This window comes from Delftia sp. SD018, assembly GCF_017355445.1.
GTDB lineage: Bacteria > Pseudomonadota > Gammaproteobacteria > Burkholderiales > Burkholderiaceae_C > Comamonas > Comamonas acidovorans.
Genome location: NZ_JADDRN010000016.1, coordinates 1 through 15,564, shown reverse-complemented (window position 1 = coordinate 15,564; position 15,564 = coordinate 1). Strand labels below are relative to the sequence as shown.

16 protein-coding genes are annotated in these 15,564 nt (G+C 68.4%); 15 read left to right on the top strand and 1 reads right to left on the bottom strand.

The features are described 5' to 3' along the window. Positions 1-153: 153 nt before the first annotated feature. The 5 genes from INR38_RS16705 (at position 154) to INR38_RS16685 (ending at position 4,251) form a co-directional block, all read left to right on the top strand. On the top strand, positions 154-684 hold the full coding sequence (locus INR38_RS16705) for a cupin domain-containing protein (RefSeq protein ID WP_012202881.1): 531 nt from the start codon (positions 154-156) through the stop codon (positions 682-684). Between the two features lie 188 nt (positions 685-872). Then, positions 873-1,703 (top strand): alpha/beta fold hydrolase, encoded by an 831-nt coding sequence (locus tag INR38_RS16700; protein WP_242699094.1) that lies wholly within the window; start codon positions 873-875, stop codon positions 1,701-1,703. A gap of 22 nt (positions 1,704-1,725) precedes the next feature. Then, positions 1,726-2,532: an IclR family transcriptional regulator gene (locus INR38_RS16695; RefSeq protein WP_012202883.1), complete on the top strand. Its 807-nt coding sequence runs from the start codon at positions 1,726-1,728 to the stop codon at positions 2,530-2,532. Between the two features lie 54 nt (positions 2,533-2,586). After that, the gene (locus INR38_RS16690; RefSeq protein ID WP_207443406.1) at positions 2,587-3,384 is read left to right on the top strand and encodes an aspartate dehydrogenase; all 798 of its coding nucleotides are present in this window, start codon (positions 2,587-2,589) and stop codon (positions 3,382-3,384) included. A gap of 111 nt (positions 3,385-3,495) precedes the next feature. Further along, positions 3,496-4,251, top strand: coding sequence for a 5'-methylthioadenosine/adenosylhomocysteine nucleosidase (locus tag INR38_RS16685; RefSeq protein WP_207443405.1), 756 nt, complete (start codon positions 3,496-3,498; stop codon positions 4,249-4,251). 230 nt (positions 4,252-4,481) lie between these two features. Here the strand turns inward: INR38_RS16685 and INR38_RS16680 are convergent, their stop codons facing one another. Then, the gene (locus INR38_RS16680; protein WP_071954164.1) at positions 4,482-4,763 is read right to left on the bottom strand and encodes a hypothetical protein; all 282 of its coding nucleotides are present in this window, start codon (positions 4,761-4,763) and stop codon (positions 4,482-4,484) included. 820 nt (positions 4,764-5,583) lie between these two features. On the opposite strand from INR38_RS16680, the gene INR38_RS16675 reads away from it, so the two are divergent. The 10 genes from INR38_RS16675 to INR38_RS16630 all read left to right on the top strand — a co-directional run. Continuing rightward, positions 5,584-6,354, top strand: a complete 771-nt coding sequence (locus INR38_RS16675; RefSeq protein WP_207443404.1) for an SDR family oxidoreductase — start codon at positions 5,584-5,586, stop codon at positions 6,352-6,354. A 12-nt stretch (positions 6,355-6,366) separates the two neighbouring features. Then, complete coding sequence (locus tag INR38_RS16670; RefSeq protein WP_207443403.1) at positions 6,367-7,260, top strand: IclR family transcriptional regulator; 894 nt, start codon at positions 6,367-6,369, stop codon at positions 7,258-7,260. Continuing rightward, positions 7,253-8,050 (top strand): SDR family oxidoreductase, encoded by a 798-nt coding sequence (locus INR38_RS16665; RefSeq protein ID WP_016452046.1) that lies wholly within the window; start codon positions 7,253-7,255, stop codon positions 8,048-8,050. The genes INR38_RS16670 and INR38_RS16665 overlap by 8 nt, the downstream gene beginning before the upstream one ends. A gap of 34 nt (positions 8,051-8,084) precedes the next feature. Then, a complete protein-coding gene (locus INR38_RS16660) occupies positions 8,085-9,791 on the top strand; it encodes a thiamine pyrophosphate-binding protein (protein WP_207443402.1) in 1,707 nt (568 codons plus the stop codon). A gap of 35 nt (positions 9,792-9,826) precedes the next feature. Next, positions 9,827-11,302: an aldehyde dehydrogenase gene (locus tag INR38_RS16655; RefSeq protein ID WP_034389880.1), complete on the top strand. Its 1,476-nt coding sequence runs from the start codon at positions 9,827-9,829 to the stop codon at positions 11,300-11,302. Positions 11,303-11,313: 11 nt separating this feature from the next. After that, positions 11,314-12,276, top strand: coding sequence for a VOC family protein (locus tag INR38_RS16650; RefSeq protein WP_013804506.1), 963 nt, complete (start codon positions 11,314-11,316; stop codon positions 12,274-12,276). Positions 12,277-12,328: 52 nt separating this feature from the next. Further along, positions 12,329-13,306: a tripartite tricarboxylate transporter substrate binding protein gene (locus INR38_RS16645; protein WP_199135944.1), complete on the top strand. Its 978-nt coding sequence runs from the start codon at positions 12,329-12,331 to the stop codon at positions 13,304-13,306. Positions 13,307-13,344: 38 nt separating this feature from the next. Next, entirely contained in the window at positions 13,345-13,566 is a 222-nt protein-coding gene (locus INR38_RS16640; RefSeq protein ID WP_012202895.1) for a recombinase-like helix-turn-helix domain-containing protein, read from the top strand. Positions 13,567-13,590: 24 nt separating this feature from the next. Then, on the top strand, positions 13,591-14,616 hold the full coding sequence (locus INR38_RS16635) for an aromatic ring-hydroxylating dioxygenase subunit alpha (RefSeq protein WP_012202896.1): 1,026 nt from the start codon (positions 13,591-13,593) through the stop codon (positions 14,614-14,616). Next, positions 14,613-15,564 (top strand): PDR/VanB family oxidoreductase (locus INR38_RS16630; RefSeq protein WP_207475978.1); only part of this gene is annotated, 952 nt, incomplete at its 3' end. The genes INR38_RS16635 and INR38_RS16630, both read left to right, overlap by 4 nt.

The window sequence follows — 15,564 nt, the reverse complement described above, 5'->3', positions numbered from 1 at the left end:
CGGGCAGCCAACGGGCCACATGCCGCTGCGCATGTAGCCCTTGTTGCGTGCGATCAATCTTCCTATAATTGTTTTACCCCATGAACTGTGATTCATGGATAAAACAAATGGCGCCTTCCCCGCCATGATCCACCGACGTTGATGGAGAGACACATGTCCGAATCCGCTCAGAACACGCCCCGCACCTGGGACCAGCCCGAAGGCTCCAGCTTCGAACAATGGATGGAATCGCGCGTGGCGCGGTTTTCCACGCGCAAGTACGACTTCGACGCGCTGAAGTTCCAGGCCGACTTCGACCCCAAGTACCGCCGTGGCCAGATGCGCTACATCGGCACGGGCGGCACGGGCGTGGCTGCGGACAGCAACACCATCCCTTCCGAGAACTTCACCTTCTCCACCATGGTCATCCCGGCCGGCAATGAAGGCCCCTCGCACCTGCACACCGATGTGGAGGAAGTCTTCTTCCTGATCCGCGGCAAGCTCAAGCTCGTGCTGGAGAAGGACGGCCAGCGCTTCGAGACCATCCTCACCGACCGCGACGTGGTCTCCGTGCCGCCCGGCGTGTACCGCGAGGAGATCAACATCGGCGACGAAGACGCGCTGATGTGCGTGATGCTGGGCGCCAAGAAGCCCATCACGCCCACATACCCGCCCGAGCACCCTCTGGCAAAAATCAAACGTTAGAAATGGAGCACCCCCTGAGGCGCTTCGCGCCTTCCCCCTTGAAAGGGGGACGACAGCCTCGCGGCGGGGCGGTGCAGCCGGCGCAGGCCCTTGCCTGCTGTCCCTGGCTCGGATCGTGCCAGTCTCATGGCTGAAGGGCCATGCCATCGCCATGGATAACTGAAATGACCCCCTCGGTAACAGCATGCATGGAGCAGCGCCTTCAGGCGCAGTTCCCCGAACACCTCATCGCCCTGCCCGGTGGCGCTCAGGCCGCCTGGCGCGAGGCCGGCGACACGGCCTCGGACTTTGCCGTGGTGATGCTGCATGGCATCAGCTCGGGCGCCGCCTCCTGGCTGGACGTGGCCCTGGAGCTGGCGCCGCGCGCGCGTGTGCTGGCCTGGGACGCGCCCGGCTATGGCCGCTCCACGCCGCTGGCACCCGCCGCGCCCGCGGGCGCCGACTACGCTCGCGTGCTGGAGCAGTCGCTGCAGGCGCTGGGCGTGCGCCGCTGCCTGCTGGTGGGCCACTCGCTGGGTGCGCTCATGGGCACGCCCTGGGCTATGCAGGCCGGTGCCGGGCGCGTGCAGCAACTGGTGCTGATCAGCCCCGCTGGCGGCTATGGCGCACCCGGCATGGGCGAGCAGCAGGCCAAGGTACGCCAGGGCCGTCTTGCGGCCCTTCAGGAAAAAGGCATCGAAGGCCTGGCCGCCGCCATCGACCAGCGCCTGGTCTCGCCCGCCGCGCCCGAGCCCGTGCGCCAATGGGTGCGCTGGAACACGGCGCGCCTGCATGGTGCCGGCTACGCCCAGGCCGTGGAGCTGCTGTGCGGCAGCGACCTGGGGCAGGCGGCGGGGCAACTGGCCATGCCGGTCGAGGTCTGGGTGGGAGAGCACGACGTGGTCACGCCGCCCGCCGCCTGCGCGGCCTGGGCTGCAAGGCTGGGCGCGCGGTACGTTACGCTTGCGGCAGCCGGCCATGCCTCTGTCGTCGAACAACCTGCGGATGTCGCACAGAGGCTGGCCACCCTGCTGACCTGATGGCCTACCGGCCCGAATTGCGATGAGCGACACCTCCGAAACCCTCTCGAACGACAACGACCGCTACACCGTCCCCGCGCTGGAGCGCGGCCTGCGCCTGCTGGCCTGCTTCACGCCTTCGCAGCCCGTGTGGAGCGCGCCCGACCTGGCGCGCACCCTGGCGCTGCCGCGTTCCACGGTGTTCCGGATGCTGACGACGCTGGAGAACATGGGGTATCTGCAACGCTCGGGCACCGAGTACCGGCTGGGCCTGTCCGTGCTGCGCCTGGGCTACGACTACCTGTCCACCCAGCCGCTGGCCCAGCTGGCCGAGCCCGTGCTGCAGGCGCTGTGCGAGCGCCTGGGCTTCACCACCAACCTGGCGCTGCTGGACGGCACCTCCGTGGTCTACGTGGCGCGCATTGCGCCGGCCGGCGCCTTCCAGGGCGCCGTGCGCGTGGGCTCGCGCCTGCCGGCCCATGCCACCGTGCTGGGCCGGGCACTGCTGCAGGACATGGACGCAGACCAGCTGCGCGAACTCTTCGGCGGCAGCGAGCTGCCGCAATTCTCGGAAAGCACCCCGCGCGACGTGCAGCAACTGCAGCAGTTGCTGCTGCAGGACCGCGAGCGCGGCTACGCCATGGGCGAGGGCTTCTACGAGCCCGGCGTCTCCAGCATTGCCGCGCCCGTGCGCGATGCGCAGGGCCGCATCATCGCGGGCCTGGGCATGGCCGTGGCCTTTACCGAAATCGCACCCGGGCGCATGGCGCACTGGGTGGAACAGGTGCGCGAGGCCGCCGTCGAACTGACGGGCCACCTGCGCACCCAGCATCCTGGTTTTCTGCGCTGAGGAGACGGTGCTCCCACCGGCCTTCAGCGCGTTCTTGCTCAGAAAGAAATGACGATGAATATTGCTGTGATTGGCTGCGGTGCGATTGGCGCCAGCGTGCTCGAACTGCTCAAGGGCCATGCCGCGGTGCAGGTGGGCTGGGTGCTTGTGCCCGAAGTGACGGACGCCGTGCGCGCCACCCTGGCCCGGCATGCGCCCCAGGCGCGCGCACTGCCTGCGCTGGCGGCCGAAGACCGGCCCGACCTCATCGTGGAGTGCGCGGGCCATGCCGCCATCGAGGAGCATGTGCTGCCCGCCCTGCGGCGCGGCATTCCTGCCGTCGTGGCCTCCATCGGCGCACTCAGCGCCCCCGGCATGGCCGAGGCCGTGCAGGCCGCGGCCGAGGCCGGAGGCACCCAGGTGCAATTGCTGTCGGGCGCCATCGGCGGTGTGGACGCGCTGGCCGCCGCGCGCATCGGCGGCCTGGACGAAGTGGTCTACACCGGCCGCAAGCCGCCCTTGGCCTGGACCGGCACGCCCGCAGAACAGCGCTGCGACCTCGCCAGCCTCAAGGAAGCCTTCTGCATCTTCGAAGGCAGCGCGCGCGAGGCCGCCCAGCTCTACCCCAAGAACGCCAACGTGGCCGCCACACTGTCGCTGGCCGGCATGGGCCTGGACCGCACCACGGTGCGCCTGTACGCCGACCCGGGCGTGGACGAGAACGTGCACCATGTGGCCGCGCGCGGCGCCTTCGGATCCATGGAATTGACCATGCGCGGCAAGCCGCTGGAGGCCAACCCCAAGACCTCGGCCCTCACCGTCTACAGCGTGGTGCGCGCCGTGCTCAACCAGGCCACGGCCATCGCCATCTGAGCCGTACCGGGCACAGGCTCGCGGCACAATGGGCGCTTTCGCCCCGCAGGCGGCCCCCGGGCCGCCTTTGCTTTTTGCCTGTGCCGTTGAAACGTTGAAAGAGAAGCCACCATGACCATCGCCATCCTCAGTGCCCTGCCGCAGGAACAGGAAGGCCTGGTCCATGCCATGTTCGACGCCCAGGGCACGGCCCACGCCGGCCGCATGTTCTGGCGCGGGCGCCTGCATGGGCATGACGTGGTCTGCGCGCTGTCGGGCATAGGCAAGGTGGCGGCGGCCACCACGGCCACGGCGCTGATCGAGCGCTTCGGCGTGCGCCGCATTGCCTTCACCGGCGTGGCCGGTGGCCTGGGCGAAGGCGTGCGCGTGGGCGATGTCGTCGTGGCCGACGAATACCTGCAGCACGACCTGGACGCCTCGCCCATCTTCCCGCGCTGGGAAATGCCCGGCTACGGACGCACTCGCCTGCCCTGTGACCCCGAAATGACCGCCGCGCTGCTGGCCGCCGCCCAGGCCTGCGTGGCCGAGGCGGGCGAAGACCTGCGCGCCGCCCACGCCACCACGGCGCCGCGCGCGCACCAGGGGCTGATTGCCAGCGGTGACCAGTTCGTGGGCACGGCGGGCGCCTCTTCCGCGCTGGCGCAGGGCCTGCGTGCTGCAGGGCATGAGGTGCTGGCGGTGGAGATGGAAGGCGCCGCCGTGGCGCAGGCCTGCCTGGACTATGGCGTGCCGTTTGCTGCGATGCGGACTGTTTCCGATCGGGCGGATGACAGTGCGCATGTGGACTTTGCGGAGTTTGTGCGGGTGGTGGCGAGTCGGTATGCGTTGCGGGTTGTTGATGGGTTTTTGCGGCGGCTTGCTGTTTGATTTTTGACGCTGGTGGGGGCGTTTTTTGACCCTGCCGGGGGGTTGTTTTTCGAGGCCGGGGGTCGGCCCGGCGGCCGACCTACTTTCTTATCGCGCGATAAGAAAGTAGGCAAAGAAGCGCGCCCCGCACTGCCCACGACCCTTCGCTTCGCTACGGGCGACCTGCGTTGGCAGAAGGGGGGAGGCTGAGGGGCAGCCAACAGCCGGAGCCTTCGCTGCGCTCGGCCTGGCTATGTGCTGGCGCGGTACGTGGCGTCGCAGCCTGCGGCTCTGGCTTCGCCCTGCACGTAGTCGGTCAGGGACTCGGCGGCGTCGCGGATGGTGCGCAGGGCGTGGGCCAGGGCTTGCGGGCGTTGGTAGTCCTCCGGCGCATGCAGGCTGGCCAGGGCCAGTTGGGCCAGAGCCCCTATCTCATTGCAGGCCTCGCGGACCCAGCTGTTGGTTTCGGTGAGGGTGCGGGCCAGTTGCTCGATGCTGGCGTGGGCGGGCAGAGGATGCTGTTGATCGCTCATGTTTCCGTGCTCCTTTGAGAGAGACGTGAAACCACCAAATCCGCGTTTTGACGCACGAAGAAGGTGGACGGGATGTTCAAAACACGCTCAAAGCCGTGCGGACGCCCTTACGGGTAGCCCCATCCCGCCCGTAACCGCAGGGACGTGGGCATGCGCCCACTGTCCAGTGATTCAGACGTGACAAGGCCTCGTTAACGGAGAGGCCGCACCGCTTTGAGAAAAGGTGTTTTGAAGCACCAGCCCCGGAACAGGGGGCCATCGAAATCATAGAGGCATTCCACAACCCCGCCTCAAACCCCAGGCCGAGCGAAGCGACGGCCCGCACCCACTCCCCGTATGAACGCGCCTGCGGCGTGGTGGTTGTGGGGTTGCAGTCCTGCCGAAGGACAGGACTGCTTCGTCATCTGACTCGCTGCGGTTGTCTGAGCGGAGTTCACGCAGTGAACGCAGCGAGTTCCGCAGCGAACCCCGCAACCGCCACGACGCAGGTCGCCCCGGAGCGAAGCGCAGGGGTCGCGGGCATTTGGGCGCGTTTCTTTGCCGACTTTCTTGCCGCGCGGCAAGAAAGTCGGTCGGCCGCCGGGCCGAAACCCGGCCTCTGCCCGCAGGCCGGGCATGCGTCCAAAGCAGACCAAGGAAGCATCAAAAAAGACCCCGAAAACACACACCCAGACACACCTCTGTCATCCATTTCCCACACGCCTCCGTGTTTTCCCCAATCCCACCCCGAACCATCAGTCCTAAACTCACGCTTGTTTCAAGAAAAAAGTGTCATTTCAAATTTGAAACAGACACAAACCCCCTTCGATTGAGGTACGCCATGAACACCACGCCCTCCGCAGGCCAGCTTGCCGGCCGCCGCATCCTCGTCACAGGCTCGGCGCGCGGCCTGGGCTTTGCGTTCGCCAAGGCCTTTTGCGAGCAGGGCGCGCGTGTCGCCATGGCCGATCTGCGCGAGGAGCTGCTGGCCGAGTCCGTGGCCCGGCTGCGTGCGCAGGGCTTCGAGGCGCATGGCTTCGGGCTGGATGCCGGCAATCCGGAGTCGATAGAGCGCTGCGCGCAGCAGGCCGTGCAGGCGCTGGGCGGGCTGGACGGCCTGGTGAACAACGCGGCCGTGACCGATTCGGGCGGCAAGGGCATGGACGACATCGATCTGGACAAGTGGGACCAGGTGATGAACGTGAACGTGCGCGGCGTGTGGCTGATGACGCGGGCCTGCCGCGCCGCGCTGCGCGACAGCGGCCGGGGCGCCATCGTGAACCTGGCGTCCGACACCGCGATGTGGGGCGCCCCCAACCTGATGGCCTATGTGGCCAGCAAGGGCGCGGTGATGGCCATGACGCGCTCCATGGCGCGCGAGCTGGGCGCCGACGGCATCACCATCAACGCCGTGGCGCCGGGCCTGGTGCTGGTGGAGGCCACGGAATACGTGCCCGAGCACCGCCACCGCCTGTACATCGACCAGCGCGCGCTGCAGCGCGAGCAGCGGCCCGAGGATGTGTCGGGCGCCGTGGCCTATGCGCTGTCCGATGGCGCGCGCTTCGTGACGGGGCAGGTGCTGCCCGTCAACGGCGGCTTCGTCATGAATTGAAGGGGTTTCGCCATGACCGACACCACCCCTTCCGGGAATGCCGAGAGCGCCGAGAGCGCGGACAACGGCGCCGACAAGTACATGGTGCCCGCGCTGGAGCGCGGCCTGCGCCTGCTGCAGGAGTTCGGGCGCGGCAATGCCACGCTGGGCGCGCCCGAGCTGGCCCGCCGCCTGCAGCTGCCGCGCGCCACGATTTTCCGCATGCTCAACACGCTGGAGGCCATGGGCTTTCTGCAGCGTGCCGAGGGCAGCAATGACTACCGGCTGGGCCTGTCCGTGCTGCGCCTGGGCTTCGAGTTCCTGTCGTCCATGGACCTGACCGAGCTGGGCCAGCCCGTGATCGCGCGGCTGTGCGGCGAGATCCGCTATCCCTGCAACATCGTGGTGCGCGATGGCCGCTCCATCGTCTACGTGGCCAAGGTCACGCCGCCCACGCCGCTGACCAGTTCGGTGCGTGTGGGCACGCGCCTGCCCGCCCATGCCACGGCCCTGGGCCGCGTGCTGCTGGCCGACCTGTCCCTGCCCGAGCTGCGCGCGCTCTACCCCGAAGACCACCTGGAAGCGCACACGCCCAAGACGCCGCGCACGGTGCTGGACCTGTTCAACCTGGTCGAGGCCGACCGCGAGCGCGGCCATGTGTTCAGCGAAGGCTTCTACGAAAGCTCCATCTGCACCATCGCCGCCCCCGTGCGCGACCACAGCGGCCGCGTGGTGGCGGCGCTGGGCACGACGGTCCCCGCGCCCCATGTGGAGGAGGGCCGTGCCGAGACCCTGATCGCCGGCGTCTGCGACGCGGCGGCCGAGCTGTCCGAGCTGCTGAACTACCGCCCGCAAACGCAAATGCAGACGCAGACGGCACAGCTGCTTTCCCTCAATTCCCGGCGCGCAGGAGGCGGCCATGTTTGATTCCCAACTCAAGGACACCACGGCCGTCGTCACCGGCGGCTCTTCGGGCATTGGCCTGGCCACGGTCGATCTGCTGCTGTCGCAGGGCGCGCGTGTCGCCCTGTGCGGGCGCAGCGCCGAACGCCTGGAGCAGGCCGTGCAGCAGCTGCGCGGGCGCCATCCCGAGGCCCGCCTGTTCGCCCAGGCCTGCGACGTGCTCGACGCCGCCCAGGTGCAGCAATTTGCGCGCGACAGCGAGGCTGCGCTGGGTCCGGCCTCCATCCTCGTGAACAACGCGGGCCAGGGCCGGGTCTCGACGTTTGCCAGCACCGACGATGCGGCCTGGACCGAGGAGCTGCACCTGAAGTTCTTCTCGGTGCTGCATCCCACGCGCGCCTTTTTGCCGCAGCTCGAGCGCACGGCGCAGCCGGCCATCGTCTGCGTCAATTCGCTGCTGGCCTCGCAGCCCGAGCCGCACATGGTGGCCACCTCGGCCGCGCGTGCCGGCCTCAAGAACCTGGTGCGCTCCATGGCCACCGAGTTCGCGCCCAAGGGCGTGCGCGTCAACGGCATCCTGGTCGGCCTGATCGAGTCCGGCCAGTGGCGCCGCCGCTTCGAGGCGCGCGAGGACCGCAGCCAGGACTGGAACGCCTGGAGCGCCGACCTCGCCCGCAAGAAGTCCATTCCGCTGGGCCGCCTGGGCTCGCCCGACGAGGCCGCGCGCGCCATCTTCTATCTCGCCACGCCCCTGTCCTCCTACACGACCGGCAGCCACATCGATGTCTCCGGTGGTCTTGCACGGCAAGCGTAATGCTTCAGCCCCTTCACCCGATTCAAAGCAGAACATGACTTCTTCCGCATCCAAAATCACCGTCGGCGCCGTTGTGGCCCAGTTCCTCGAGCACTGCGGCGTGCAGGCCGCGTTCGGGGTGATCTCCATCCACAACATGCCCATCCTGGACGCGATGAATGCGCGCGGCAGGGTCCGCTTCGTGATGGCGCGCGGCGAGGCCGGCGCCGGCAACATGGCCGATGCCTGCGCGCGTTCCACCTCCAGCCTGGGCGTGTGCATCACCAGCACCGGCCCGGCCGCAGGCAACATCGCCGGCAGCCTGGTGGAGGCCTATACGGCCGGCACGCCGCTGCTGCACATCACGGGCCAGATCGAGACGCAGTACCTGGACCAGAAGCTGTCGTACATCCACGAGGCGCCCGACCAACTGACCATGCTGGGCGCCGTGTCCAAGGCGGCGTTCCGCGTGCGCAGCGCCGAGACCTGCCTGTCCACCCTGAAGGCCGCCGTGCAGGCCGCCATGACCGCGCCCACGGGCCCGGTGAGCGTGGAGATTCCCATCGACATCCAGCAGACCGTGATCGACATGCCGGCCGACCTGTCGCCGCTGCCGGTGGCCGTGCTGGCACCCAGCGAGGCGTCGCTGGATGCGCTGGCCGACACGCTGGCCAAGGCACGCCGCCCGCTGCTGTGGCTGGGTGGCGGCGCACGCCACGCAGTCGCTGCCGTGCAGCGCCTGAAGGCGCTGGGCTTCGGCATCGTCAGCACGGGCCAGGGCCGCGGCATCGTGGCCGAGGACGATCCGGCCTCGCTGGGCGCCTACAACATCCAAAAGCCCGTGGAGGCCTTCTACCAGCGCTGCGACGCCATGCTGGCCGTGGGCACGCGCCTGCGCAGCAATGAGACGCTGAAGTACGAACTGAAGCTGCCGCGCCCGCTGCTGCGCATCGATGTGGACGCCGCCCAGCAGGGCCGCTGCTATGCCGATGACGGCTTTGTCTGCGGCGACTCGGCCCTGGCGCTGACGGGCCTGGCCGACCGGCTGGAGGCACGCGGCTACAAGGCCGACCCCGAGCTGCTGGCCGATCTGCGCCAGGTGCACGACGAGGCCGTGGCCACCATGCGCGACGGCCTGGGCCCGTACAGCGTGCTGGTGCAGGAGCTGCAAAAGGCCGTGGGCCGCAACTTCAACTGGGTGCGCGACGTGACCGTCTCCAACAGCACCTGGGGCAACCGCGAGCTGCGCTTTTTCGAGCCCAACGCGGGCGTGCACGCCACGGGCGGCGGCATCGGCATGGGCATGCCCATGGCCATCGGCGCGGCCGTGGGCGCGGCGGTCAGCGGCTCGGGCCGCAAGACGCTGGGCCTGGCGGGCGATGGCGGCTTCATCCTGAACCTGGGCGAGCTGGCCACGCTGGTGCAGGAGGAGTGCGACACCCTGATCGTGCTGATGAACGACCAGCGCTACGGCGTGATCCAGAACATCCAGGACGCCTCCTACGGCGGCCGCCGCTGCTACGTGGAGCTGCACACGCCCGACTACGCGCAGCTGTGCGCCTCCATCCAGCTGCCCCATGCCCGCGTGCAGAACCTTGACGAGCTGCCCTCCGTGCTGGCCTCGGCCTGGCCGAAGAAGGGCCCCTTCCTGCTGGAGATCGACATGCGCGCCATCGGCAATTTCAAGGCCACGTTCTCGGGCCCGCCCGTGAACAAGCTGGACCAGATCCCGGCCACCACCACGGCGTCCAAGGCCGCCTGAGGCGGCTGGATTCGAACGAACGAGAGAGGCTGACCATGTCGAACCTGGAACTGCTCCCCATCAACATCGCCGGCGAATGGCGCCTGGGCGGCGGTGGCGAATCCACCACGCTCTATCCCGCCACCGGCGAAGTGGTGGGCCGCCTGCGCGCGCCCAGCCTGGAGGATGTGGAGGAGGCCATCCAGAAGGCCGACCACGCCTTCCGCACCAGCGGCTGGGCCCAGAAAAAGCCCCATGAGCGCGCGGCCGTGCTGCACCGCGTGGCCCAGTTGATCCGCGAGCGCGCCGAGCCCCTGGCCCAGCTGCAGCGCCTGGACAACGGCAAGCCCATCAAGGAAACACGCATGCTGGTGGCCAGCGCCGCCGCCACCTTCCAGTTCTTTGCAGCCGCCTGCGAGACCATGGAGGAAACCATCACGCCCTCGCGCGGCGACTTCATGACCATGAGCGTGTACGAGCCCATGGGCGTGGTCGCGGCCATCACGCCGTGGAACTCGCCGATCGCCAGCGAGGCGCAAAAGCTGGCGCCCGCGCTGGCCGCCGGCAACGCCGTGGTCGTCAAGCCCGCCGAGGCCACGCCGCTGCTGGCGCTGGAGCTGGCCAGGATCTGCGAAGAGGCCGGCGTGCCCAAGGGCCTGGTCAGCGTGCTGCCGGGCCGGGGCTCGGTGATTGGCGATGCCATCACCAAGCATCCGCTGGTCAAGCGCGTGTCGTTCACGGGCGGCACGTCCACGGGCAAGCACATCGCCCACATCGCGGCCGACAAGATGATGCCGGTCTCTCTGGAGCTGGGCGGCAAGTCGGCCACCATGGTGCTGGCCGATGCCGACATCGACCATGCCGTCAACGGCGTGCTCTACGGCATCTTCAGCTCCTCGGGCGAGTCGTGCATCGCGGGCTCGCGCCTGTTCGTGGCGCGCAGCCTGCATGCCGAATTCATGCAACGCCTCACGGCCAAGGCCGCCGCGCTGCAGGTGGGCGACCCGGCCGACGAGCGCACGCAGATGGGGCCGCTGATCACCGCCAAGCACCGCGAGTCCATAGAGAGCTATGTGGCCCTGGGCCTGTCCGAAGGCGGCCGGCTGCTCACGGGCGGCCAGCGGCCCGAGGGCGCGCAGTTCGAGCGCGGCTACTACTACCGCCCGACCATCATCGACGGCGTGAAGAACGACTGGCAGATCTGCCAGCAGGAAATCTTCGGCCCCGTGCTCGTGGCCATGCCCTTCGACAACGAGGACGACCTGCTCGCCCAGGCCAACGACAGCGTCTACGCGCTGGCCGCCGGCATCTGGACGCGCGACTACAAGAGCGCCTGGCGCATTGGCCGCGCCGTGCAGGCCGGCACGGTCTGGATCAACACCTACAAGCAGTTCTCCATCTCCACACCCTTCGGCGGCTGGCGCGACAGCGGCCTGGGCCGCGAGAAGGGACGGCTGGGCATACAGCAGTACATGGAGCAAAAGAGCATGTACTGGGGCTTGAACGAGAGCCCCATCGCTTGGGCAAATTGAAGGAGCACGACATGAGCGTACTGGGCATAGACGAAATCACCTACGGCGCGGACGACCTGGCCACCTGCCGCCGCTTCTTCCTGGACTGGGGCCTGGCGCTGGTGCAGGAAGCGGACGACAGGCTGGTGTTCGAGACCCTCAACGGCTGCCGCGTGATCGTGGCCGCCGTGGACCATCCCGATCTGCCGCCCGCCATCGAGGCCGGCCCCACGCTGCGCGAAGTGGTCTGGGGTGTGGAAAGCGAGGCCGATCTGGCGCTGTACGCCGGTCGCATCGCCGCGCTGCCGGGCTTCACACAGGGCCAGGGGCGCATAGGCTGCACCGACCCCAACGGCCTGTCCGTGCGCCTGCAGGTCACGCAAAAGCGTGATGTGGATGTGCAAGGCGCCGCCTACAACACCTGGAACCGCAAGGACCGCGTCAACCAGGCCAGCCCCGCCTACGAACGCGCCCAGCCCATCGAGGTCGGCCATGTGGTGTTCTTCGTCAAGGATGTGCAGGCCTGCGAGCGCTTCTACGTGGACAACTTCGGCTTCGCAGCCTCGGACCGCTACCCCGAGCGCGGCGCCTTCCTGCGCTGCGCACCCGACGGCGGCCACCACGACATCTTCCTGCTGCAGCGCCCAGCCAAGGACGCGGGCCTGAACCATGTGGCCTTCACGGTGCGCGACATCCACGAGGTCTTCGGCGGCGGCATGCACATCTCGCGCTGCGGCTGGGATACCCAGCTGGGCCCGGGCCGCCATCCCGTGTCCTCGGCCTATTTCTGGTACTTCCGCAATCCGGCCGGCGCCCTGGTCGAGTACTACGCCGACGAGGACCAGCTCACCGCCGACTGGCAGCCGCGCGAGTTCGAGCCCGGCCCCACGGTGTTTGCCGAATGGGCCATCGATGGCGGCATCGACGGCAACACCCGGCGCCAAAAGGGCGTTGGCACATCGGACGGCAAGTTCATCACCGACAAGCGGCATTGAGACCGCGCCTGACGGCTCACCCCCACAACCCAACCACCCCACGGCCCCCACCATGAACAAGACACGTCGCCAGGTTTCTCTTGCCGCTGCATTCCTGGCTGCAGCCACGCTGTCCGGCACCGCGATGGCCCAGGCCTATCCGGCCAAGCCCATCACCATCATCGTGGCCTATCCGGCCGGTGGCGACACCGATGCCATGGCGCGCCTGTATGCCGAGAAGCTGTCCACGCGCCTGGGCCAGCCCGTGCTGGTGGACAACCGCCCCGGTGCCAGCGGCACCATCGGCAGCGTGCATGTGGCCAAGGCCGCGCCGGACGGCTACACCCTGCTGCTGGCGCCCAATACCTTCGCCATTGCGCAGTTCGTGCTCAAGACGGCCTCGGGCTCCAGCTACGACGTGCTGCACGGCTTCACGCCCATCGTGCAGACCAGCGTGCAGCCCATGTTCGTGGCCACCAACCAGGCCTCGGGCATCAAGGACATGAAGACCCTGATCGCCCAGGGCAAGCGCGACGGCCTGACCTACGCCAGCCCCGGCAGCGGCTCGCCCATGCACATCCTGGGCGAGATGTTCAACCGCGCCGCCGGCACGCGCATCGCCCACATTCCCTACAAGGGCGTGGCACCCGCCGTCAACGACCTGATCGGCGGCCATGTGCCCACGACCTTCATGACCTGGGGCCCGATTGCGCCCTACATCGGTGGCAAGGTCACCGCCCTGGCCGTGGCAGACAGCCAGCGCAGCGCGCTGGCCCCCAATGTGCCCACCCTGGCCGAGCTGGGCGTCAAGGACGTGGAAGTGTCCGCATGGCAGGGCCTGTTCGGCCCCAAGGGCATGTCGCCCGAGACCGTGAAGCTGCTGAACACGCACCTCAACGAGATCCTGAAGATGCCCGACGTGGTCTCCAAGATGGCCACCTTCGGCGCGCTGCCCGCAGGCGGCGATCCCGCGAGGCTTGAGAAGACCAATGCAGCGGACTTCAACCGCTTCGGCAAGCTCATCAAAGACCTGGATATCAGGGCTGATTGAGCACCCCCCACACAAGACAGTTTTCGAAGGAGAGAACCATGGCCGCTGATCGCTATCTCGAGCCGCACCAGGCGCGCGAACGTGCCCCCACCCTGATGGAAGACCTGCTGGGCGATTCCATCGAACGCGCCTTCGGCGAAGGCGTGCAGACCCTGCCCGAACTGGTGGCCTATCTCAACCGCAGCGGCCCCGCCGGCGAGAACGGCCAGGCCTGGACCGAAGACAGCTTCCAGGCGCTGATGGCGCGGCTGGGCTATTGATACCGAGCAGGACTGGAGAGCCCCATGAACGTACAAACCATCACCATCGATCCGGTGGACGGCCTGCTCAACAAAGGCCTGAAGAACCTCTGGTACGCGGTCTGCCCCTCGGACTTCGTGAAGACCCAGCCCGTGTCGGTGCGCCGCTTCGGCCGCAAGATCGCGCTGTGGCGCGATGCCGCCGGCCAGGTCCACGCGCTGGAAGACCATTGCCCGCACCGCGGCGCGCCGCTGTCGCAGGGCGTGATCCTGGGCGACCGCCTGGCCTGCCCCTACCACGGCGTGGAAGTGCGCGGCGACGGCACGGTGACCAAGGTCCCCGGCAGCCCCGGCTGCAAGCTCGAAGGCTCGCGCGCGGCGCTGGCCTTCCATGCGCGCGAGGCCCATGGCGCCATCTTTCTCTACAACAGCGACAAGGCCGTTGACGAGGCGCCCGAGTTCACGCTGCCCGAGGAGCTGACCTCGCCCGAGTACTCCAACTTCCTGTGCTATGCCGAGTGGCGCAGCGACTACCGCTATGCGCTGGACAACGTCATGGACCCCATGCACGGCACCTTCCTGCACAAGCAGTCGCACTCCATGGCCGAGGGCGACAGCAAGGCCACGTTCCAGGTGCGCGAGACCGATGACGGCTTCGTCTTCGAGAAGGTGGGCCAGCGCGGCGTGAACTTCGACTGGACCGAGTGGGGCAGCACGGGCGTGCACTGGATGCGCCTGGAGATTCCGTACCCCAAGACCGGCGGCCCCGGCGGCAACTTCGCCATCGTGGCCTGCGTCACGCCCATCAGCGCCGACCTGTGCGCCGTGTTCTTCTGGCGCTGCCGCAAGGTGCAGGGCTGGATGCGCGACACCTGGCGCTTCCTGTACCGCAACCGCCTGGAGGCGCGCCACTGGGCCGTGCTGGAGCAGGACCGGATCATGATGGAGCAGATGGAGCTGGACGCCAACGAGCGCGAGAACCTCTACCAGCACGACATCGGCCTGGTGCGCCTGCGCCGCCACCTGCGCCGCCTGGCCCAGGAGCAGATCGACGAAGGCGCCGCATCATGAGCACCAACCTCCAGGCCTTCGTGCACACGCTGCGATTCGAGGCCCAGGACACCATCAGCGTGGACCTGCGGCCTGCGGCGGGCGGGGAGCTTCCCGCCTTCACGCCGGGCTCGCACATCGATCTGCACCTGCCCAACGGCCTGGTGCGCAGCTACTCGCTGAGCAACCCCAGCGAGGAGCGCCACCGCTACGTGGTCGGCGTGCTGCGCGACCGCGCCAGCCGAGGCGGCTCGCGCTGCGTGCACGAGTCGCTGCGTGTGGGCATGCCCATCACCATCTCCGAGCCGCGCAACCATTTCGCGCTGGACGAAAGCGCCGCGCACACCGTGCTGGTGGCCGGCGGCATCGGCATCACGCCGCTGCTGTGCATGGCGCGCAGGCTCAAGGGCCAGGGCCGCTCATTCGAGATGCTGTACTTCGCCCGCGAGCGCAAGGGCGCGGCCTTCCTGGAAGAGCTGCAGGCGCTGGGCATGCCGCTGCACCTGCACTTCGACAGCGAGGCCGGTGGCCCGCCCGACCTGCGCGCGCTGCTGGCCCAACGCCAGCCCGACGCGGGCACGCACCACTACGCCTGCGGCCCCACGCCCATGCTGGACGCCTTCGAGAAGTTCTGCGCCGAGCTGGGCCACGCCAACGCCCACGTCGAGCGCTTCACGCCCGTGGAGGTCAAGGCCGCCGACGACGCGCGCAGCAACTACACGGTGGAGCTCAAGCGCAGCGGCCGCTTCATCGAGATCACGCCCGAGAAGTCGCTGCTCGACACCCTGCTGGATGCCGGCATCCAGATGGACCACAGCTGCTGCGAAGGCGTCTGCGGCTCCTGCGAGACGCGCGTGCTCGAAGGCATTCCGGACCACCGCGACTCGGTGCTCAGCCCCAAGGAAAAGGCCAGCAACAAAGTGATGATGGTCTGCGTTTCCGGCTGCAAGAGCGAGCGACTGGTCCTGG